This window comes from Buttiauxella cochleicola (genome assembly GCF_021283185.1).
Lineage (GTDB): Bacteria > Pseudomonadota > Gammaproteobacteria > Enterobacterales > Enterobacteriaceae > Buttiauxella > Buttiauxella massiliensis.
Genome location: NZ_JAJSOS010000008.1, coordinates 21,429 through 41,494 on the forward strand (window position 1 = coordinate 21,429; position 20,066 = coordinate 41,494).

Genomic DNA, 20,066 nt, shown 5'->3' on the forward strand with positions numbered 1-20,066 from the left:
AAATTATTTTGTTGATGCATCAAGTCTCATTGATATTATCAATCCCGAGTGATTAGATATTTTTTAATGTTGTTTGTGTGCTTTATTGCGCCAATACAATGTGCCCGCCTGTCCGGCGGGTATTTTTTTATCCATAATGCAGCATTTATTTTTAAATAAAAAGATAATTGAGTACTGAGGAAAATGGTTCTATGCTGTTTATAGCCAATAAGGATGTAGGCTATGTAAGTAATAATCAAATAGTTAGTGCTCAGCAGCCACACTATGGCAACATAGTGTGGCTTTTTATTAGGTTTTGTATGGGAAATTAATTTCGCGGGCCGCAGTAAGATAGCAGTAAAACAAAACAACATCGATAATGATGTTACTTACTGAGAAATAAAGCCCAGAAAGTAATAGTATTATCTTGTGTGTGGCGAAATAAATAACCATAAGCACTGCGCCAATCTTGCTCTTGATAAAAATAAGATAGGTGAGTAGTGCAATAACTAAAAACTCAACAGGAGTTTGTAGGTATTTCAATTCAACATAATTACTGTATTCATTAAATATCACCGCAAATATAGTGTACAGTAATGAAAATAACCCTGCCAGCCAACCTTGACGGTTCTGTTTTTCTTTGCGATGTAGTTGTTCACTTGATTCAATCTGGACATTTTTGGTTTTTTTCATTTGGCCAGCGTGCAGTTGCGATATAAAAGTATACGAACAAATTGATTAGCGGAAGTAGTAATAAAAGTGAAACCCAGGGTTTCAGTCCGGTACGTTTGACAATAACCCATTGCAAAAATACGAATAAGAACAAAGTTATAATTTGTGTGATAAGCATTAGGTACTCCATGTGACGTATAACCTTTATTATAATAATAAACTTTTAAATACAATTAATTGGTTTGTTTAAAAATAAATAACTAATGATTTCTAATGATGTTGTTACTGCGTTAATAATGTGGGCGTTCAGATGCTATTAATACACACTATGTTTAAGGGTATAGAATGAAGAAAGTATTTAAAATTGCCACATTGATTACGGCACTGGCTTTTTCAGGAATGGCTGTTGCATCTTCTGCTACAGAAACGCTGCCGCAGGATTCATTGGCGAAGCAATTAAATTTCTCACCAGAGCAAACGCAGAAGGTAAAAGCACTGCGTGAAGATACGCAAAAAGAGATCGCCAAAATTAATACCGATGCTTTAACACAAGATGCGATTGTTGATATGTTCCATTCTGGCGTCTGGGATGATAGCGCAGCGAAGAAACAGCTTAATGCCATCGGTGATATTCAGAGTAAGGTGCGCTACCAGCGAGCAAAGTACCTGTTTAATGTCAGCCAGGTGTTAACCACGGAACAAAAAAAGCAGTTACAGCAAATGCTGATTGAGAAGCAACTTTACTGATTATTGAGTGAACGAGAGTCGGATGGAGCATCGCTTATCCGAGCTACGGTAAGTCGTTGGTAGGTGGACTAGCGTAAGCGACATCCACCAATTTTAGTTGGCTCAGGATGTTTTCTCTTTTATTGGTTTTAAGGCTTTGCCAATCTGCACTAACCCATCTTTGTTTTGATCTTTTAGATAAGTGTTATTCAGCTCATCAAATTGTTCGAGCCGAGTCAGCGCCTGGAAAACATCATCAATACCATAGCGATTATCAAAAACATCTACACTTCTGAGGTTATCGACCCGTGCCGCTTTTATTTCTGTGGTGAGACGGGTAATCACCTCCTTATTAGAAGTATGCAAAGTTTGCAATTCTTCCGGACTGCTATTAATAGCTGGAGACATCGTGCCGGGATGGAATTCGAGGGTATTTAGGGCTTCAACCGTCTCATCACCTGGATTGGCACATCCGGCAATAACGAAAGTGAATACGAGTACGAATTTTTTTAACACGATATTTCCTTGCAGTTTGCTCACTGAATAATTCAGACGGCAACTTACCTGCAACGGTTAGGCTTAAACCACCCATAGTTTGTTTAATTTTAAATTTTTACGCCCTGCATACTGAAAACTTGCAGGGCGTGGTTGAGTGCAGCTGTGTCTACTTCGCCAGCTTATCTTCGGTACGTAGCTCAAAGTCCGACGCATCGTGGCGTTCATGCAACTGCTCAGACGGCTCACCGAAGGTGCGGTTTACAATGCGCCCACGTTTAACCGCCGGGCGGCTTGCGACTTCATCGGCCCAGCGTACGAAGTTTTTGTACGAAGCGAGGTCGAGGAATTCAGCCGCGCTATACAGCCCGCCTTTTGCCAGGCTGCCGTACCACGGCCAAATGGCGATATCTGCAATCGTATATTCATCACCTGAAATAAAACGATGTGTCGCCAGCTGCCTGTCGAGCACGTCTAACTGGCGCTTAGTTTCCATAGCAAAGCGGTTAATTGCGTACTCAATTTTCATTGGTGCGTAATTATAGAAATGACCGAAGCCACCGCCCAGATATGGCGCTGAACCCTGTAACCAGAACAGCCAGTTCAAGGTTTCAGTGCGTGCGGCGAGATCTTTAGGCAGGAAATGGCCGAATTTCTCCGCCAGGTAGAGCAAGATTGCGCCGGATTCAAACACGCGAATCGGTGGTGTTACCGAATGGTCCATGAGTGCCGGGATTTTTGAATTCGGGTTCACGTCTACAAAGCCGCTGGAGAATTGATCCCCTTCACCGATACGAATCAGATGCGCATCGTATTCAGCTTCGCTTACACCCAGAGCCAGAAGCTCCTCAAGCAGAATAGTCACCTTCTGCCCGTTCGGTGTGCCAAGTGAATAAAGCTGCAATGGATGCTTGCCGATTGGTAGCGTGCGTTCGTGAGTTGGGCCCGCTATCGGACGGTTGATGTTAGCAAAGGTGCCGCCTTCGCCTTTTTGCCAAGTCCAAACTTTTGGCGGCTGATAGTTATTATCTGACATGTTGTGTCTGCCTTTTGATTGCCAGTGAGAGATTGAAAAGTGTAACCCCACTTTGTTTTGTTCGGTAATCGCCCGCTATTTTTTTTAACTTTCTGAGGTGTGATCTGGGGTAACAATAAATTAACTATAAATTTGCAATATGAACCAAATGATACAACATTAACCGACTTATCCCGACAGACCAGGAGCCATCATGCAGCGTTCAATTGCAACCGTATCTATCTCTGGCACGTTGCCTGAAAAACTGGCCGCAATTTCGGCTGCTGGTTTTGACGGTGTAGAAATCTTTGAAAATGATCTTCTTTATTACCCAGGCACGCCTGCCGATGTGCGAAAAATGGCGGCCGATCTCGGGCTGACTATTACATTGTTTCAGCCGTTCCGCGATTTCGAAGGCGCGGAACGCCCGCAGTTTGCCAGCAATCTGGAACGTGCGCGGCGTAAGTTTGCCCTGATGCACGAGCTGGGGTGCAACACCATGCTGCTGTGTAGCAACGTGGCACCCGATTGTTCGCCGAATCTTGATTTGCAGGTCAGTGACCTCGCGCATTTGGCTGAGTTAGCCCAACGTAATGAAATAACCGTTGGCTATGAAGCGCTGGCGTGGGGCACCCATGTGAACCGTTATCGCCAGGCATGGGAGCGTGTAAAACAGGTCAACAGCCCGGCGTTGGGACTGGTTCTCGACAGCTTCCATGTGCTTTCGTTGGGTGACCAACTGATTAATCTCGATGACATTCCGGTCGATAAAATTACCTTCCTGCAACTGGCCGACGCGCCGTTGATGAAAATGGATGTGCTCGAATGGAGCCGCCATTTCCGTTGCTTCCCAGGCCAGGGCGAATTGCCGGTGGTCGAATTTACCCGCTTGCTGACGGAAAAAGGCTACCGTGGCCCATGGTCGCTGGAGATTTTCAACGACAGTTTCCGTGCTACGCCAAATGCACCAACGGCCAAAGATGGTTATCGCTCGCTGCTTTGGCTGGAAGAGCAGACCTGGAATGCTAATCCGCAAATTGATGCGCAACTATTCCATAGCGCAACCCAGGCCAGTTATCAGGGCATTGAGTTTTTAGAGTTTGCCACCGACGCTAAAGATGCCGTCGCATTGGGAGAAGCCCTGCAACCGCTCGGTTTTGACCATGCCGGAGAGCACCGTTCCAAAGACGTTTCACTGTGGCGCAACGGCGGCGTGAACGTGATTATCAATCATCAATCGCACAGTTGGGCGGATGAGTTTCATCGTCGCCACGGTGTTTCGCTGTGCGCGATGGCGTGGCGCGTGAAAGGGGCGGAAAATGTAGTGCAACGGGCGCAGGATTACGGTTACCCGATCTGGCATGAAAAGCATGGGCCAGATGAGCGTGCACTGGCGGCAGTGTGTGCGCCTGACGGTAGCCTGATTTATCTGATAGAGGCACCAGAGCAGGGTGAAAGCGATATTTATCAAACCGATTTTAACCTTTCAGAAACCACCAACCAGGGCACTTTACTTGGGATTGATCATCTGGCGTTAGGGCTGGTAGAAGGCAGCCGTGATAACTGGATTATGTTTTTCCGCGCGGTATTCGGCTTTGAACTGGATAACGAACTGAGCGTGCCAGATCCGTATGGTCTGGTCAGAAGCCAGGTGATGCACAGCCCTTGTCACTCGATCCGCTTGCCGCTGAATATGTCGCACAGCCTTGATACGCAAATTGCCCGTTCGGTTGCCAGTTATCAGGGCACGGGCCTGCAACACGCCGCGTTTTCCTGTGATGATTTGCTCGCGACGGTAGAAGGACTGCAATCACAAGGGCTGAAATTGCTGCCGATTCCGGCAAACTATTATGACGATTTGCTGGCGCGTTACGGGGCAAATAACCCATTGCTGCAAGGTCTTGATCGCCTGGATATTCTTTATGAACGAGATGCGCATCAGCATGAGTTTTTGCATGCCTATACACCACCTTTCCGCCCGGACCGTTTCTTCTTTGAATTAGTTGAACGGCGGGGGGATTATCAGCAATACGGTGCAACCAACGCCGCCGTGCGGTTGGCCGCTATGCAAATGCGTTAATGCGATTTACAACAATAAATGAACCTTAAGGTTCAATAAGACACCTGTAACCTACAAATAACCGAGGTAAAAACCATGGCGAGTTATGGCCAGGGCGACATCGCTGCCCAGAAAACTGGTGTTGTAAAAAGAACCCGTACCCGAATGGTTATCCTGACCCTTCTGGCTATCGGAACCATGATTAACTATCTCGACCGTACCGTGCTTGGTATTGCTGCACCGCAACTGAGTGCCGATCTTGGCATCGGCGCGGCAACGATGGGGATTGTGTTCTCGGCGTTTGCCTGGACTTACGCGGCAATGCAAATCCCAGGCGGCATCTTCCTTGACCGCTTTGGCAATAAAGTCACCTATGCGCTGGCACTGTTTTTCTGGTCGGCATTTACCCTGTTCCACGGTTTAACCGTTGGCCTGAAAACGCTGCTGCTATGCCGCTTAGGTTTAGGGATTAGTGAAGCGCCATGCTTCCCGGTGAACAGTCGTGTGGTGGGGAAATGGTTCCCGCAGCATGAACGTGCGCGCGCTACGGCGGTTTATACCGTTGGGGAATACATTGGCCTTGCTGCGTTTGCGCCGTTGCTGTTCTTTATTATGGAAACCTTCGGCTGGCGTGCGTTGTTTATCACCGTTGGCGTCGTGGGCATTTTGTTTGTGCTGGTGTGGTGGCGCTTTTATCACGAACCGCACGAGTCCAAAACTGCCAACAGTCTTGAGCTTGAATACATCGGTCACGATCTCAAAGAGGCCGAGCCTGAACCGAAGATGAACTTTAGCTGGGCGAATGTCGCAAGGCTTATTAAATGCCGCCAAATCCTCGGTGCGGGCATTGGCCAGTTTGCCGGGAACACGACGCTGGTGTTCTTCCTGACCTGGTTTCCAACCTACCTTGCTACCGAACGCCATATGCCATGGCTGAAAGTGGGCTTCTTCGCCATTTTGCCGTTCCTAGCCGCCGCAGTGGGGGTGATGTTTGGTGGCTGGGTCTCCGACCAAATCCTCAAACGTACCGGTTCGGTGAATATCGCCCGTAAATTGCCGATCATTTCTGGGCTGTTGATGGCCAGTCTGATTATTTCGGCTAACTGGATGCCAACCGATGCGCTGGTGATTACGGTGATGTCGGTAGCGTTCTTTGGGCAAGGCATGGTGGGACTCGGCTGGACGCTGATATCCGATATGGCCCCGAAAAATTTAGCGGGCTTAACCGGCGGGTTATTTAACTTCTGCTCAAACCTGGCTTCTATTATCACGCCACTGATTGTTGGTTTTATCGTTGCGGCGACCGGTAACTTCTTCTACGCGCTGGTGTACATCGGCGGTGCCGCGTTGCTGGGCGTATTCGCTTACGTCTTTATTCTTGGCGATATCAAACGTATTGAGCTGGCGGACTAATTATGGATATCAGTGGCAATACTCGTTTAATCGCCCACCTGGGCTACCCGACAACCACTTTCAAAGCACCGATGATTTACAACCCCTGGTTTGATGAGCAAGGCATAGATATCAAAGTGGTGCCGATGGGGGTGAGGGCAGAAGACTATGTGCAGTTGATTCCTTCTCTCTTTCGCATGACCAATATTATTGGCGCGTTGGTGACGATGCCGCATAAAGTTTCAACTTGTGAGCTAGTTCACACTATGAGCCCAACGGCGCAAATTGCCGGGGCGTGTAATGCCATTCGCCTTGAGGCGGACGGCTCATTGCGTGGCGATATGTTTGATGGCGACGGTTTCGTGCGTGGCGTGTTGCGCAAAGGTATTCAGGTGGGTGGAGCGCGTGCGTTAGTCGTGGGTAGCGGTGGCGTGGGTTCCGCTATTGCAGCGTCTCTGGCGGCTGCCGGGGTTGATACGTTGGCGCTGTTTGATAGCCGGGCTGAAAGCTGCGAAGAGCTGGCAAAACGGCTACGTAGCCATTATCCGTCTCTTAAGGTGCTTACCGGGTTGCGCAACCCGAAAGAGTTTTCCATTGTCGTTAACGCAACGCCGTTGGGTATGAATGCCGGTGACGAATTACCGGTGGATGTTAGCTCGATAACGCCCGGAACCTTCGTGGGAGAGGTGGTAATGAAGAGCGAAATCACGCCATTTTTGCAGGCAGCCATGAAAAGAGACTGCCAGATACAACCTGGAACAGATATGTTGTTTGAGATGATTCCTGCATATATGGAGTTTTTTGGCCTGCCAGAAGTGACGCCAGAAGCATTGCGTCGCGTAGCTAAAATTGATTACTAACAACTGGTTAAGGTAGCTGTAGATGGGGGCGAAAGGATGCCATTCGCACCCCCTAAACGAAACGGTAAATGAGACGTAATTTAGCTATAGAGCTGTGGACGGCTAAAATAATCCTTGTCATTCATCGCCTAAGCATGAGTTAATACGCCCCATCGGTTTGACGTACAGACCTTTAAAGCAACCTAGTAAAGCAGTCCTTCAAGAGTCATCCCTGGATACCCTTTGTCGTGTGCTCCTCTACCGCTTCATAAAATCTGTAAAGCATACCAAATCGCCGTAAGGCACACTCAATTCAAAAGGTAATACACATGTCTAACAAAATGACTGGTCTGGTAAAATGGTTCAACGCTGATAAAGGTTTCGGCTTCATCACTCCAGACGACGGTTCTAAAGACCTGTTCGTTCACTTCTCTGCAATCCAGAACGACGGTTACAAATCTCTTGATGAAGGCCAGAAAGTTTCCTTCACCATCGAGAACGGCGCTAAAGGCCCAGCAGCTGGTAACGTAACTAGCCTGTAAGGTTAGCGTTAACTAAGCTCTAAAGAATTTAAAAACCCGCTTCGGCGGGTTTTTTCGTTTCTGTCCGATACGGTTCCCCACCGGATCACTTGTTGAAAATTTATTCATTCCACTCTATAGTCAGCGTACGGAAAAACACCGTACATAATTTCCTATGCCAACGCGAGCAGTTATGGAGCGCACTATGTCAGGATTAAAAAAACAGCGCATCGATCTCAGATTAACTGACGACGACAAGAGCTTAATCGAAGAAGCTGCGGCAATGTCCAACCAGACTATCACTCAGTTTATGGTAGCCAGCGCTTCTGAACGTGCTGCACAAGTCATTGAGCAACATCGCCGTCTGGTTCTTAATGAAGAATCGTGGGATTTGGTGATGGAGGCTCTCAGCAATCCGCCTGCACCGAACGCCAGGCTTAAAAGTGCCGCTAAACGCTTACAAAATATGGAGTAATGCGTGGCTGACATGATGATTGAGATTTTTTCGCAGGATGCTGAATACGATTTTTCCGGCTTCGATTGCGGTGAAGAATCGTTGAATACTTTTCTAACCAATCATCTTGCACGTCAGCATAGTGGCCGTATCTTACGCGGCTACTTGCTTGTTGCTAAAGAGCAGAAATCGAAAGTGTTCGGCTACTATACGTTGTCGGGCAGCTGCTTTGAAAAGGCGACACTTCCGTCGAATACCCAGAAGCGGCAAGTCCCTTATGCCAATGTTCCCAGCGTCACGTTAGGGCGCCTGGCGGTTCATAAAGATCTTCATGGGCAAGAGTGGGGCACAACGCTTGTCACGCACGCGATGAAAACGACCTGGCTTGCATCACAGGCGGTGGGGATTCACGGAATGTTTGTGGATGCCATTAACGCGGGGGCGATGCAGTTTTATCTCAAACTCGGATTTACTGCATTGGTAGGCGACAATGCGAATTCGCTTTTCTACCCCACTAAGTCCATCGAACAGTTGTTCGCAGAATAAGAAGACTTCATTTTAAGGTGGATGGCGTTCATGCTTATCCACCCTATGATTTACTGTTTTGGCGATTCCGGAACACAGGATTTCGGGTCAAACACCGTTCTCCAGTCCTGCTTCATATCCACTACCGTCCAACCTTTTTCCTTCGCCACCGTTAACCCTTCAACCAGTTTTCCGCTGGCTGGTGGATGACTGTCGTACGCATATTCACGTTTTGCATCCGTATGGTGGACCAGTAAGCCGAAAGTTTTGTAGTCCGGGTTTGCTGCGGTGTACTGCATCATCGCCAAATCGCCGTCACTGTTACCAAATGCTGCAACCGGGCGTTGGCCCATAAATAGATGAATGGCGACCGGCTTGGCGGCAGCATCGTCGTTAAACGCGCCTTTCATGGTTTTACGCAGTTGCGTGCCGTTGTCCGTTAGCGAAAACTCACTCAGTGAGAATGATCCCACCACTTGTTCTGGCGGGATGCCGTACATCCTCTGCGCCACGACACGCATAAAATCGATGCCGCCGCCGGAAATAATCCACGTTTTAAAACCATTGTCGCGCAGGTAGTCGAGCAACTGACGCATCGGTTGGTAGCCCATCTGGTCGTAATGGCAGCCAAAACGGTTATCACGATGACTGGCTACCCAGTTACTGACGCGTTGGTCGAATTCATCCGTGGTGATATTGCTGTGCGTTATCTCCAGCAGTTGCATCAACCCTTTTTCACCTGCGGCAGCGACGCTTTGCAAATCGTTGTTCAGCACAGCACTTACAATCGGGTCGCTCTTCCATTCAGGGTGCTCAGGTGCAAGGCGTTTCACTTCATCAATAGCAAACTGTAACTGGAAGGTCAGAGGTGCTTCAGGCCACAAAGTACCGTCGTTATCAAACACAACGTAGCGTTTCTCAGGTGGAATAAAGGTCGAGCGATCTTTGTTGGTTGCGTTTTGCACCCACTGCTCAATAGCTTGTTTTGCGGCGGTATCGTTCCAGGCGGAGAGCGGGTCGGCGGCCTGTGCTGTGCCAATAGCGCTGAAGATCAGAGCGCTGAGTAATAATTTATTTTTCATCGTTCACCCCTTTTGGTGGGAGTCAGTTCGGGCAGTTGAACCGGGCTCCAGAAGCGTCGCCAGGCATGATGCAGGTATTTCAGGCAGCGCATGAGCAGGCGTCGCGTAAACCAGATGAGTAGCAAAAGGAAGGCAATGGCGCTGATAACCAGCACGGTTTGCCATTTATCCTGGCCTGTCGTGCCGCGTAGTGCCGATTCGCTACCGGCCGCGCGTGCTTGTGCGACTGTCATCGTTGAACCGGGTAGTTGCGCGACTTGCCATTGCTGATTGGCGGTATCCCACCAACGCAATTTAATGGGGGGTAGCGTGATGGTTCCTGCCTGTGAGGGTAGATAACGCAATGTCTCTTCACGCTGTGCGCCTTCGATTTCGCCGCGCCCAGATTTCAGCATCGTGTTTACAGGCGTCAGGCGCTGGGTTTCTGTACCTGGAATGGCGTACAGCAATTGCGGGATTTGCGTCGCCACAATTCCGTTAGCTTTCACCGTGACAACACGTTCCACAACATCTCCGGCGTGCAGAGTCGTGTCTTTACTGGCGTGATACTGAGTGATTTTTTGACTTAACGTTAAGTTGCTGGCAGGTAAGAAACGGTCTGGCTGCTCAACGCCTTTCGGCCAGACCACCTCTTTTTTCAACTCTGGCAATTGCACCGTTACCGGCGGCTGGTTTGGTGATGTCAGCGTAATTTCTACCGCAGGTAGACTCAGCACGCCTTGATCCCATGCCGTGACCTGTTTTTCCAGGCGAATCCCGCTCCAACTGATGCCATTTTTCTGGCGGCTTAACAGCTGGTTTGGTAGCGGTGTGCTCATTAACGAGCCGTTTTCGATTTTAAAATCAGGCCACTCCGGCGGCGGGTTAAACCAGCTATCTGTCCAGAAAGTAATAGCGATACGTACCGGCTGTCCCGGCACAACATGTTGCGGCACCTCGAGTTCACGTGTGATGTCCATTGCTGCACGGGCTGGAAGTACCGCCAGCAAAAGCAGAATCAACAAGGCTCTCATGGTGTCTCCTCCGTATTGGCGCGGTAGAGATTTTCCAGCAGGCCGGACGGGGAAACTTCGAGGTTTTCAAACCATTGGTTAACCTGCGGGCTGCTGCTTTCAACCGGTTGAACATCCTTTTGATTCACGCCCTGATCTTTCTTCAAATCATGCTTAATCTCATCGGGTTTGTAGTCTTGCTCTTTGCCTTGGGCCGCCTGGCGATCGCGCTCTTTTTGCCGCAATTCCATAATGATTTTGGCGATTGCAGCTCGGTTTTGTTGCGCCATTTTCCAGTCTGGTCGCAGGCTTAACGCGCGGTCATAGCTGTTGATTGCCTGTTGCCACTGCTTTTGCTGGGCATAGCTATTACCCGTCCATAACAGGGTTTCAGCGGTTTGTGGTGCCTGGTGAAATGCTGAAGTGGCGGCGACAAAATCCTCCGCCCGGTAGTAAGCAATGCCTTGCCAGAGTGGGTCCTGGAAGCGTTCAGCCGCTTTTTTGTAATCACCATTTTTGAAAGCTACCTGCCCCTGCATATCCGGGCTAATCCACGCATCCTGCCATGCGGCCTGGCTTTGTGGCAGATAGAGCAGTGGCACCAATACAATGAGCCAGCAAATCAACTGACGCCGCCCAAGCAACAACAAAATCAGCATCGGGATAACCAGCAGATAGCCGCTATTTTTCCAGTGCAAATCACCGCGTGCATTGTTTTGCGCACTAACCGATTGCTGGATATGACTGGTGATGACGGATAAATCGCTGTCGTCACTGGTCACAAGCGTTACGGGAATACCTCCGTCGCGAATCTGACTGAAACGTTCAACGTTAAGCCGGGTATCAATGCCGCGCTGGGCGTAGCTTTCCGGTAGTTCGCCGCCGCGAGCGGTGCCTGGAACCCAGATTTGAATCGGCGCTTTAAGTTGTGCAAGCCAGGCCGCGTCCTGCGCTGAAACGGTGTCGGCGACCAGCAAAATATTGCGCGGCATATTCGGTGTTGCCGGCATGCTTTTCAGCGCAAGGGCGATGGCCTGCTTCAGTCCCGATCCTTCACCTTCTGGCAGTAAATTCGGGCTTTGGGCATGCAAAAACAGCGCGTAAAACGATGGGTCTGAAGTGAGCGGGGTCGTTAAATATGCATGGCTGTTGTACACCACCAGGCCAAAATGCGTGCCGGTAGAGCGGTTCATTAAAGCCATGATTTTGCTTTGCATACGCTGGTGGCGGCTGGGTGCGAGATCCTGCGCGTACATTGCCGGGTCTTGTTGCAGAACCACCATCATATTGCTTTGCTGCGTTAAAGCCGCAGGCAATTCGCGTTGCCATGTTGGGCCTGCCAGCCCGATAACGCCTAATGCGCACAGCCATGGTAAAACCTGAGTGATTCGTTTCTGCCGCCCGATAATCAGCACCTTAGCGAAAGGCTTGTCCATAATCTTGTGCCAGGCGCTGCGCTGCCCGGTGCTGATAAACCACAACAGAGCGCAAATCAGCAGGCCGAGTAGCCGCCAGGGATAAACAAAATGGAAATCACTCATGCTGTTTTCCCCCGAACAAAACGACCGATAGCGAGCAAAATCAGCAATACCAGCGCGAGCATTAGCGGCCACTGGAACAGCGGAATATGCCACGACCAGCCGATGGATTTCACCTGCACCGGCGTGATGGCGTCGATTTCCTTCCAGACGCTATCGAGCGCCGCGCCGGAGCCTGCGGCAGTCCAGGATTTGCCTCCGGTAATGCGTGCAATTTCCTGCATTAGCGGGAGGTCGACTTTGTCATCGCCGGTGCTGTTGAGGTCGCCAAAAGCAATGGTATGCACCTGAACATGATGTGTTGCGGCCAGTTGCGCGGCAAGCGGTGGGGCTAATTGCGAGGCGGTGTCGTTGCCATCGGTGAGCAAAATAGCCAGTTTGCTGGCGTCTTTGTTGGTGGTGCTGTCGAGCAGTTTCACACCCACGCCTAATGCGTCACCAATCGCGGTTTGCTGGCCAATCATGCCGGGAGCCAATTGGTTGATACGGGTTTGTAGCGCCTGTTTATCTTCGCTGACTGGCGCAAACGGCCAGGCCGAACTGGCAAAAATCACCAGCCCGATGCGGTCAGTTTTACGCGCCGCGACGAATTTACGCACCGATTCCTGAACCGCCTGTAAACGTGTGATCCCGCCCTGCACGTCGTTTTTGCCCATCGAACCGGAGACATCAAGAATTAGCACCACATCGCGCATCGGTTTTTGAATATGCTGTGGTGGCGTCAGGTATTCCGGGCGCGATAGGGCGGCGAGCAACAAAAGCCACACCAGCCAGAACATCAAGCCTGCAAATTTGCTGCTGCGCACCGGCTGGCTATTGAGCTTTAGTTCATCAATTAATTCTGGCAAAAATGGCACGCGAACATGCTCTTTCACTTCGCGGTCTTGTGGCAAAAAATAGCGGCCAATCAATGGCAAGAAAATCAATAACCAGGCCCACGGCCAGGCGAAATCTATGCGGCTCAGAAACTCAGACATACGGCAGTTTCTCCAGCCAGTTTTTCAATTGGCTTTGCAGGCGTGCAGCCTGGCTTGCGTCGAGTTGGTTATCCGGCTGGCAATATTTGGCGCTCAGTTGCTGGCGCAAATCGGCGTCGATTTCCACCTGCCGCAAGAGTTGTTCTGGAGAAAGTGTGTGGCTAATTTGGCTGCGCGGCTGGTGCATCAGCAGAATGCGTTTGATCAGTTCCAGCCAGCTATCGGCGCTGTGGGGTTGTTGTAATGCCGCCAGTGCTTCACGACGCCACACATTGCGCCGCCAGCGTGCGAGGCGAAATAACCCAAATATCATCAGCGCGATAAGCAATACGCCACCGAGAACAAACCAGCCTGGCGGCAGCGGGAACCAGGAGAAACTTTTTGGAAGCGCCGGGTTTAACAGCTCCGGCACGCTAAATCCTTTCTCCAGCATTCAGACTCCCTTTTGTAGCTGCTTGAGAAGATCCTGCGCGACCACTATCTGATTTACGCGGATCCCAAGTCGTGTGAGCCGGTTTTGCAGGCCGGAAAGTCGGGAAGTTATGCTCTGCGCAATCTCATCTTTTAAGCTGGGTGAAAGGGAGAATGCAGCTTCACGCCCCTGATAACTGGCGGCCAAATCACCTTGCGCGGGCAGTTTAAGATGGAGATCGTCGAGGATCACAAAGGCGCTTATCTCGCAGCGTCGTCTCAGGGCTGCAAGTAATGCCTCACTCGGCGCATCCAGATCGTGGAAATCGCTGATGACAGCCACCCACGATCCGCTGGGGATCAGCTGAATTGCGTGTTGTAGTACGTGAGTCAACGTGACAGAGGCAGGCATTTCATCGGGATAGCGTTCGGGTAACTGTTGGTTGTATTGCAGCACATCATCAAGTACGGCAGGGAGATTGCTCTTCGGAGAGCGGCATTTTTGCAGGCTGTATTGGGTATCGCTGAAAATCGCGCTACCCAGACGATCGCCATCATGCCAACTGCGCCATGCCAGCAGGCCAGCAATTTTGGCGGCGGTGACGGATTTGGTTTGCCCACGAGTGGCAAAAAACATATCCAGGCGTTGGTCGACTATCAAGAAAACCGGGCGCTCGCGCTCTTCGTTGTAGAGCCTGATCCATGGCGATCGCAGGCGCGCTGTAGCTTGCCAGTCGATCAACCGCACATCATCACCGGGTTGATAGCGCCTGAGGCTGTCAAAATTAAGCCCACGCCCCTGTTGGCGTGATACGCGTTCACCTGCAAGCGCCCCCGGTGGGATTTGCCCCGGCGGGTTTGATAACAGCCGTGCTTCGCCTGCCAGTGCCATCAGGGTTTTTCTGTCCACCTGCAATGCGTTGTCCATCACGCCACCACTGCATCAAGCAACATCCGAATCACATCATCTGGCGAGCAGTTATCGGCGTTGGCCTGGTAGCTCAACATCAGGCGGTGGCGCAACACCGCAGGTGCGACATGTTGAATATCTTCCGGCAATACCGCATCGCGGCCTTCAAGCCAGGCCAGCGCCCGACCGCAACGGTCAAGTGCCAGTGTGCCGCGAGGGCTGACGCCAAAAGTAATGTAACTGGCGAGAGTATCGCTAACACCTTGTGGATGACGGGTCATATCCACCAGGTTCACGATGTAGTTTTCAATAGTTGGGGCGACGTAAACCGCAGAGATTTCCTGCCAGCAGGTAGCAATATCCTGTTGCGATAACATCAGAGCTTCCGGCGGTTTTTCCCCAGTATCAACCGATCCTGCCTGGTACTTTTGCTGTTGCTCTGTGCGCACCAGTTGCATCACTTTTTGTTCGTTCTCTTTGGACGGGTAATCCACCAGGACTTTCATCAGGAAGCGGTCAAGCTGGGCTTCTGGTAAAGGCCAGGTGCCTTCCTGGTCGACCGGGTTTTGCGTTGCCAGTACCATGAAAATGCCCGGTAGCGACCAGGTTTTCCCAGCCACGGTGACATGGCGCTCTTCCATCGCTTCAAGCAGTGCTGACTGCACGCGTGCTGAAGCACGGTTTATCTCATCGGCAAGAATGATGTTGCCAAACACCGGGCCTGGGCGAAAACGGAACTGGTCTTCTTCACGGGTGGCATTTTGCTGGTAAATCTCGCTGCCGGTGATGTCCGACGGCAGCAAATCCGGCGTGAACTGAATGCGGCGGAATTCGCCATCAACGTGCTTAGCGAGTTCACGCACCGCACGTGTTTTTGCAAGTCCCGGCAAGCCTTCGAGCAGCACGTGGCCGTCGCAAAGCAGGGCGACAATCAACATGCGTACCAGCGATTCTTGCCCAAGAACTTGTTCGTTCATGCGCTGCTCAAGCTCAAGCAGTTTCTCTCTGTTAGTCATTTGCGTAATCCTGCAAAGTCGCGTTTCAAAAGAGTGGCAAGCCCAACAAGAATCGGCTCGGCGTAATTGAAGAAAGCTTTGATTCCGGGGCAAAGATAGTTCAGGCCTTGCTCGCCGTCCGGCGTGCGGACAAGTCGGTTTTTCGGGCACTCGCCCCAGCACAATTTCAGGTACGGGCACTGCTTACAGTATTCCGGCAGGGTCTCTTTTTTACCCATGCCAAAGGCTTTCTGCCGCTCAGAAAAGGCCAGGTGGGCGAGCTTGGTATTTTCGATATTGCCTATCTGGTATTCGGGATAAACGTAGTGGTCGCAGGAATAGATATCGCCATTTTTTTCGATTGCCAGACCTTTGCCGCAGAATTCAGAAGCGGTACAAATTTGCGCGGGCATGCCCATGGTTTGGGCGACGGCGGTTTCAAACAAGTTAACCTGCACGCGGCCTAAATCGTTGTTCACCCACTCTTCAAACACGGTTTTCAGGAAGGTGCCCCAGTCGTCCGGGTCAACGGACCAGTCGGTGACGATGGAATCCAGGTCGCCCGGTTTTGCGCGGCGTGTTCCAGTAATCGGGATGGTTTCATCGCGCCAGAATTGCGGGGCGGTGACTTTGAAATCTACCGCTTCTACGCACGGGTTAAATTGCACGTAGGTCGCGCCCAGTTCTTGGGTGACAAAGCGGTAAACTTCTAGCGGGAAACGAGCATTGGTGCGGTTTACAGTGACGAGTGCATTGAAAGGGACTTTGTATTTTTTGAGCGCTTCAACGCCTTTCATCACTTTATCAAACGTTGGTTTTCCGCTGCGCGTGACGCGATAGCGGTCGTGTAACTCTCGTGGGCCGTCAATCGACAGGCCAACCAGAAAACGGTGTTCTTTGAGGAATTCAGCCCATTTGTCATTAATCAGCACGCCATTGGTTTGGAGGTCGTTTTCGACGCGCTGGCCGGGCTTTTGGTACTGCTTCTGGAATTTGACGACTTTTTCGAAAAACTCGAGGCCCATCAACGTGGGTTCGCCCCCTTGCCAGGAGAAAACCACTTGTTCGCCATCTTGCCCGTCAATGTACTGGCGAATGAAGTTTTCCAGTACTTCGTCGCTCATGCCGGTGTGGCGGTCTTGATGTAGCAGATCTTCTTTACTCAAGTAAAAACAGTAGGTGCAGTCGAGGTTGCAGGTGGAGCCGCTCGGCTTCGCCATGACGTGAAAGCGGCGTTTGTATTCAGGGCCTTTGCCATCGTATTTTTCAGCAGACGGTAATGCTTTAACCGGCAATGTAGTGCTGTATTTCATGGCTATCCCCTAAAAAACCGGGCAGTTTCCCACCCGGTTGACTGATTTAATTATTCGCGTTGGAACCTTGTTCAATCATCGCCGCTGCATCGGAAACCGTGAAGGAACCCGGTTTCTGGCGCGGTGGGTAGTCTTTAAAGGTCGCCAGCATCTCTTTCACATATTTCTGAGCGCCGCCCATCAGGAACATGCGGTCATAGAACCAGCTCTGATAACCCATACCGTCAGAAGCTTTTTCTAACGGGTCCACTTCCAGGTCGAAGATCATTGGCGCACGTAGTTTCGTGAACGGATAACGCCACAGATCAAGCCCGGTGTGTTCCTGAATCATGAAGTGTGCTTTCCAGCGGCCGTAACGAATGGCCAGCAAGTCGCCGTCATCGCTCCAGTAGAAGAACTCTTTGCGAGGGTCTTCGCCTTTGCCTTGTAGGAAGTCGAGTTGGTTATAGCCGTCAAGGTGGACTTTGTAGGTGATTGACGGTGTTTTGTAGCCTTGCAGTAGTTGCTCTTTGATATCCGGGACGCCAGCCGCCGCGACCAGTGTTGGGAACCAGTCATTACTGCCGAAGATATCGTTAATCAAGGTGCCCGGTTTGATATGCCCCGGCCATTTGATCATTGCCGGTACACGGAAGCCGCCTTCCCAACCGGTATTTTTCTCGCCACGGAATGGCGTGATACCTGCGTCAGGCCAGGTTGCCGTCATCGGGCCGTTATCGGTGGTGTAGAGAATGATGGTGTTGTCTTCGATACCGAGATCTTTAATCTTCTGCAGTACCTCGCCGACCATCTTGTCATGCTCAACCATGCCGTCTGCATACGTCCCAAGACCCGTTACGCCGATACTTGCATCTTTCAGGTGTGTTTTGTTGTGCATGCGCGTGGTGTTAAACCAGGTAAAGAATGGCTTACCGGCTTTGGTCTGGCGCTCCATAAAGTCGTTGTTGGCTGCGAGAGTCTCTTCATCGACTGTGCCCATACGCTTGACGGTAAGAGGGCCGGTATCTTCAATTTTGCCGTCGGCGGTGCTCTTAATGACGCCGCGTGGGCCAAATTCTTTACGGAATTCAGGATCTTTCGGGTAGTCCGGGTTTTCGGGTTCTTCTTCAGCATTCAGGTGGTAGAGGTTACCGAGGAATTCGTCGAAACCATGTGCAGTTGGCAGGAATTCATCGCGGTCACCAAGGTGGTTTTTACCAAACTGACCGGTGGCATAACCGAGTTGTTTAAGGATGTTGGCAATGGTCGGGTCATCTTTGCTCAGACCCTGTGGCGCGCCAGGCATACCGACTTTACTCATCCCGGTACGGAATGGCATTTGCCCGGTAATGAACGAAGAACGCCCTGCTGTGGAGCTTTGCTCTGCATAATAGGAGGTGAATTTGGCACCTTCATTAGCAATGCTGTCGATGTTCGGTGTTTTATAACCCATCATTCCCTGGTTATAGGAACTGATATTCCAGTAACCAATATCATCACCGAAAATAACCACGATGTTGGGTTTTGATGTGTCTTGTTTCGGTGCATTTTCGGGCGAGGCGGTAGCAGGAGCGGCATTAACAGAGGACACTGCGCCAGACATCAAAGTAAGCATGCTGGCAATCATTGTCCTTTTGAAAGGGACGTTGTTAAGCATCTTTGGGACTCCGTTCATTTAGGGGACTGAATGAGTATAGTCAAGGGTTGAAACTTGCTATTACATTATGAATTACCATGAAAAATTCATAATTAAGAGTGTTGCAACTATTATTAAATTGAAAAACAAGAAGGGTTATCTAACTGATTGATACTTAATAAATGAAGATATATACAGTACCATTTGGGACTAAAGGGATTCTTAACAAATTAGTTTAATATTAAACGTCAGAGCCTAAAGTTGAATGAGATTTGTGAGGGGATTAAAAGAAATGACCGGGAGGGTTTCCCTTTTCCCGGTGGATTATAATTAGCAAAGTTAAGATATATCACATGATTAAATTTGATTTTTTCTTGTGATTATTAACATTTAAAAGCAAACGCGGTTTCTGCCATTTTTCTTAGCTTTATAAAGCTGCTGATCTGCCTGTTCTACTAGTGCTTCCAGTGCCATTCCCTCTTGCCATTGTGCAATACCCTGGCTGATGGTGAGTACTGAAGAGACGTCTGAACCCTTATGAAGAATGTGGGCATGAGCAATATTTTGCTGAATCCTGTGGCTTATCGCTTTGACCTGAGAAATATCATCACACACCGTCAGTACAACAAACTCTTCACCTCCGAAACGAAACGCACTATCGCTCTCTTTTCTTAGTGATTTCTCAATGCATTGTGAGACTTTTATCAGGCATTTGTCGCCTGCAACATGGCCGTATACATCGTTGTATTGCTTGAAAAAATCAATATCCATAACAATCATGAACAGCTTTTTTTTATTCCCTGAAAGTGAGCTTACGCATTCTTCAAAGAAGCGAGTCAGGCTCAGGCGGTTAAATAGCCCGGTTAAAGCGTCATAGTGCGCCTGCTGCACCAGTTTTTTAATCAGGATATTTTTTTCATATTCACTGCGTTGAACGCGCTGATACCACTCGAGCAAAATGTAGCGCGCGGAGTAGATAACCAGCAGCATGATGATGGCACCGATAAATTGTGGCAGGCTGAAGTTATGTTTTAAGAAAATTTCAACATACAGCAGTGAAAGCACCAGCGGTGTAGAAAAGAGAAATAGCAGTCGGCCAGAGATGAAGAACGTTATCGTGGCTGGTAATAACACCATGATGGTCATCATTAATGTGATGAGCGGGCTTTGGTAGTAGAGCGTAAAGTTGAAGAATAATACCGCCCACAACAATCCCAAAACCAGCACAATGGCGGGAAGGATTTTGTGATAAAAACCCTCATTAATGTTCTTCTTTATATTGACGGTCACAATCAGGTTTATTAATGAAAGTGACATGATACAACCACAGAGAATTTGTAATACTAATGGGAGGGATTCCAGACCATTGTGGTGGGTATCGCGTAAGAATAACCAGGCGCAGAAAATGATATTTAGTGACAAAAACCACATGTAGCCTTTGGTACTGGTAATGACGTTTTCGCCAGTGCTGTGATTAATGTCCACAGGTACAGCTCCTTTAATAAATTTAACTAATCCATTTAATAATACCGTGCATGCATAAGTGATACCACCTA

At 49.7% G+C, this 20,066-nt stretch carries 20 protein-coding genes; 7 read left to right on the plus strand and 13 right to left on the minus strand.

The features are described 5' to 3' along the window. Positions 1–288 precede the first annotated feature (288 nt). Positions 289–672, minus strand: coding sequence for a hypothetical protein (locus LVQ76_RS13500; protein ID WP_232865429.1), 384 nt, complete (start codon positions 670–672; stop codon positions 289–291). A 324-nt stretch (positions 673–996) separates the two neighbouring features. On the opposite strand from LVQ76_RS13500, the gene LVQ76_RS13505 reads away from it, so the two are divergent. Then, positions 997–1,398 carry a Spy/CpxP family protein refolding chaperone gene (locus LVQ76_RS13505; protein WP_232865430.1) on the plus strand — a complete coding sequence of 134 codons (402 nt, stop codon included), beginning with the start codon at positions 997–999 and terminating at the stop codon, positions 1,396–1,398. A gap of 102 nt (positions 1,399–1,500) precedes the next feature. On the opposite strand, the gene LVQ76_RS13510 is transcribed toward LVQ76_RS13505, so the two are convergent. Further along, positions 1,501–1,893, minus strand: a complete 393-nt coding sequence (locus tag LVQ76_RS13510) for a KPN_03583 family lipoprotein (RefSeq protein ID WP_232921851.1) — start codon at positions 1,891–1,893, stop codon at positions 1,501–1,503. 148 nt (positions 1,894–2,041) lie between these two features. Then, complete coding sequence (yghU, locus tag LVQ76_RS13515) at positions 2,042–2,908, minus strand: glutathione-dependent disulfide-bond oxidoreductase (protein WP_232865432.1); 867 nt, start codon at positions 2,906–2,908, stop codon at positions 2,042–2,044. Between the two features lie 193 nt (positions 2,909–3,101). Between yghU and LVQ76_RS13520 the strand changes: the two genes are divergently transcribed. The 6 genes from LVQ76_RS13520 (at position 3,102) to LVQ76_RS13545 (ending at position 8,698) form a co-directional block, all read left to right on the plus strand. After that, on the plus strand, positions 3,102–4,967 hold the full coding sequence (locus LVQ76_RS13520) for a bifunctional sugar phosphate isomerase/epimerase/4-hydroxyphenylpyruvate dioxygenase family protein (RefSeq protein WP_232921852.1): 1,866 nt from the start codon (positions 3,102–3,104) through the stop codon (positions 4,965–4,967). Positions 4,968–5,042: 75 nt separating this feature from the next. Beyond that, positions 5,043–6,359: an MFS transporter gene (locus LVQ76_RS13525; RefSeq protein WP_151994149.1), complete on the plus strand. Its 1,317-nt coding sequence runs from the start codon at positions 5,043–5,045 to the stop codon at positions 6,357–6,359. Positions 6,360–6,361: 2 nt separating this feature from the next. Further along, positions 6,362–7,198, plus strand: coding sequence for a shikimate dehydrogenase family protein (locus LVQ76_RS13530; protein WP_232921853.1), 837 nt, complete (start codon positions 6,362–6,364; stop codon positions 7,196–7,198). A 308-nt stretch (positions 7,199–7,506) separates the two neighbouring features. Continuing rightward, positions 7,507–7,719 carry a transcription antiterminator/RNA stability regulator CspE gene (cspE, locus tag LVQ76_RS13535; RefSeq protein WP_034461105.1) on the plus strand — a complete coding sequence of 71 codons (213 nt, stop codon included), beginning with the start codon at positions 7,507–7,509 and terminating at the stop codon, positions 7,717–7,719. Between the two features lie 184 nt (positions 7,720–7,903). Continuing rightward, positions 7,904–8,173 carry a type II toxin-antitoxin system TacA family antitoxin gene (locus LVQ76_RS13540; RefSeq protein WP_232921854.1) on the plus strand — a complete coding sequence of 90 codons (270 nt, stop codon included), beginning with the start codon at positions 7,904–7,906 and terminating at the stop codon, positions 8,171–8,173. A gap of 3 nt (positions 8,174–8,176) precedes the next feature. Further along, on the plus strand, positions 8,177–8,698 hold the full coding sequence (locus LVQ76_RS13545) for a GNAT family N-acetyltransferase (protein WP_232921855.1): 522 nt from the start codon (positions 8,177–8,179) through the stop codon (positions 8,696–8,698). Positions 8,699–8,748: 50 nt separating this feature from the next. Here the strand turns inward: LVQ76_RS13545 and LVQ76_RS13550 are convergent, their stop codons facing one another. The 10 genes from LVQ76_RS13550 to LVQ76_RS13595 all read right to left on the minus strand — a co-directional run bounded on the left by LVQ76_RS13550 (position 8,749) and on the right by LVQ76_RS13595 (position 19,995). After that, complete coding sequence (locus tag LVQ76_RS13550; protein ID WP_232921856.1) at positions 8,749–9,759, minus strand: HAD family hydrolase; 1,011 nt, start codon at positions 9,757–9,759, stop codon at positions 8,749–8,751. Next, positions 9,756–10,772 carry an oxygen tolerance domain protein gene (locus LVQ76_RS13555; protein WP_232921857.1) on the minus strand — a complete coding sequence of 339 codons (1,017 nt, stop codon included), beginning with the start codon at positions 10,770–10,772 and terminating at the stop codon, positions 9,756–9,758. The genes LVQ76_RS13550 and LVQ76_RS13555 overlap by 4 nt, the downstream gene beginning before the upstream one ends. Next, complete coding sequence (locus LVQ76_RS13560; RefSeq protein WP_232921858.1) at positions 10,769–12,292, minus strand: vWA domain-containing protein; 1,524 nt, start codon at positions 12,290–12,292, stop codon at positions 10,769–10,771. Before LVQ76_RS13560 ends, LVQ76_RS13555 begins: the two co-directional genes overlap by 4 nt. Continuing rightward, on the minus strand, positions 12,289–13,266 hold the full coding sequence (locus LVQ76_RS13565) for a VWA domain-containing protein (RefSeq protein ID WP_232904697.1): 978 nt from the start codon (positions 13,264–13,266) through the stop codon (positions 12,289–12,291). Before LVQ76_RS13565 ends, LVQ76_RS13560 begins: the two co-directional genes overlap by 4 nt. Beyond that, entirely contained in the window at positions 13,259–13,699 is a 441-nt protein-coding gene (locus tag LVQ76_RS13570; protein WP_232921859.1) for a DUF4381 domain-containing protein, read from the minus strand. The genes LVQ76_RS13565 and LVQ76_RS13570 overlap by 8 nt, the downstream gene beginning before the upstream one ends. Continuing rightward, the gene (locus tag LVQ76_RS13575) at positions 13,700–14,605 is read right to left on the minus strand and encodes a DUF58 domain-containing protein (RefSeq protein ID WP_232921860.1); all 906 of its coding nucleotides are present in this window, start codon (positions 14,603–14,605) and stop codon (positions 13,700–13,702) included. Beyond that, complete coding sequence (locus LVQ76_RS13580) at positions 14,605–15,603, minus strand: AAA family ATPase (RefSeq protein WP_232921861.1); 999 nt, start codon at positions 15,601–15,603, stop codon at positions 14,605–14,607. Before LVQ76_RS13580 ends, LVQ76_RS13575 begins: the two co-directional genes overlap by 1 nt. Continuing rightward, complete coding sequence (locus LVQ76_RS13585; protein WP_232921862.1) at positions 15,600–16,895, minus strand: anaerobic sulfatase maturase; 1,296 nt, start codon at positions 16,893–16,895, stop codon at positions 15,600–15,602. Before LVQ76_RS13585 ends, LVQ76_RS13580 begins: the two co-directional genes overlap by 4 nt. A 46-nt stretch (positions 16,896–16,941) precedes the next feature. Then, positions 16,942–18,531, minus strand: coding sequence for an arylsulfatase (locus tag LVQ76_RS13590; protein WP_232904693.1), 1,590 nt, complete (start codon positions 18,529–18,531; stop codon positions 16,942–16,944). 369 nt (positions 18,532–18,900) lie between these two features. After that, complete coding sequence (locus LVQ76_RS13595) at positions 18,901–19,995, minus strand: GGDEF domain-containing protein (RefSeq protein WP_232921863.1); 1,095 nt, start codon at positions 19,993–19,995, stop codon at positions 18,901–18,903. Between the last annotated feature and the right edge of the window lie 71 nt (positions 19,996–20,066).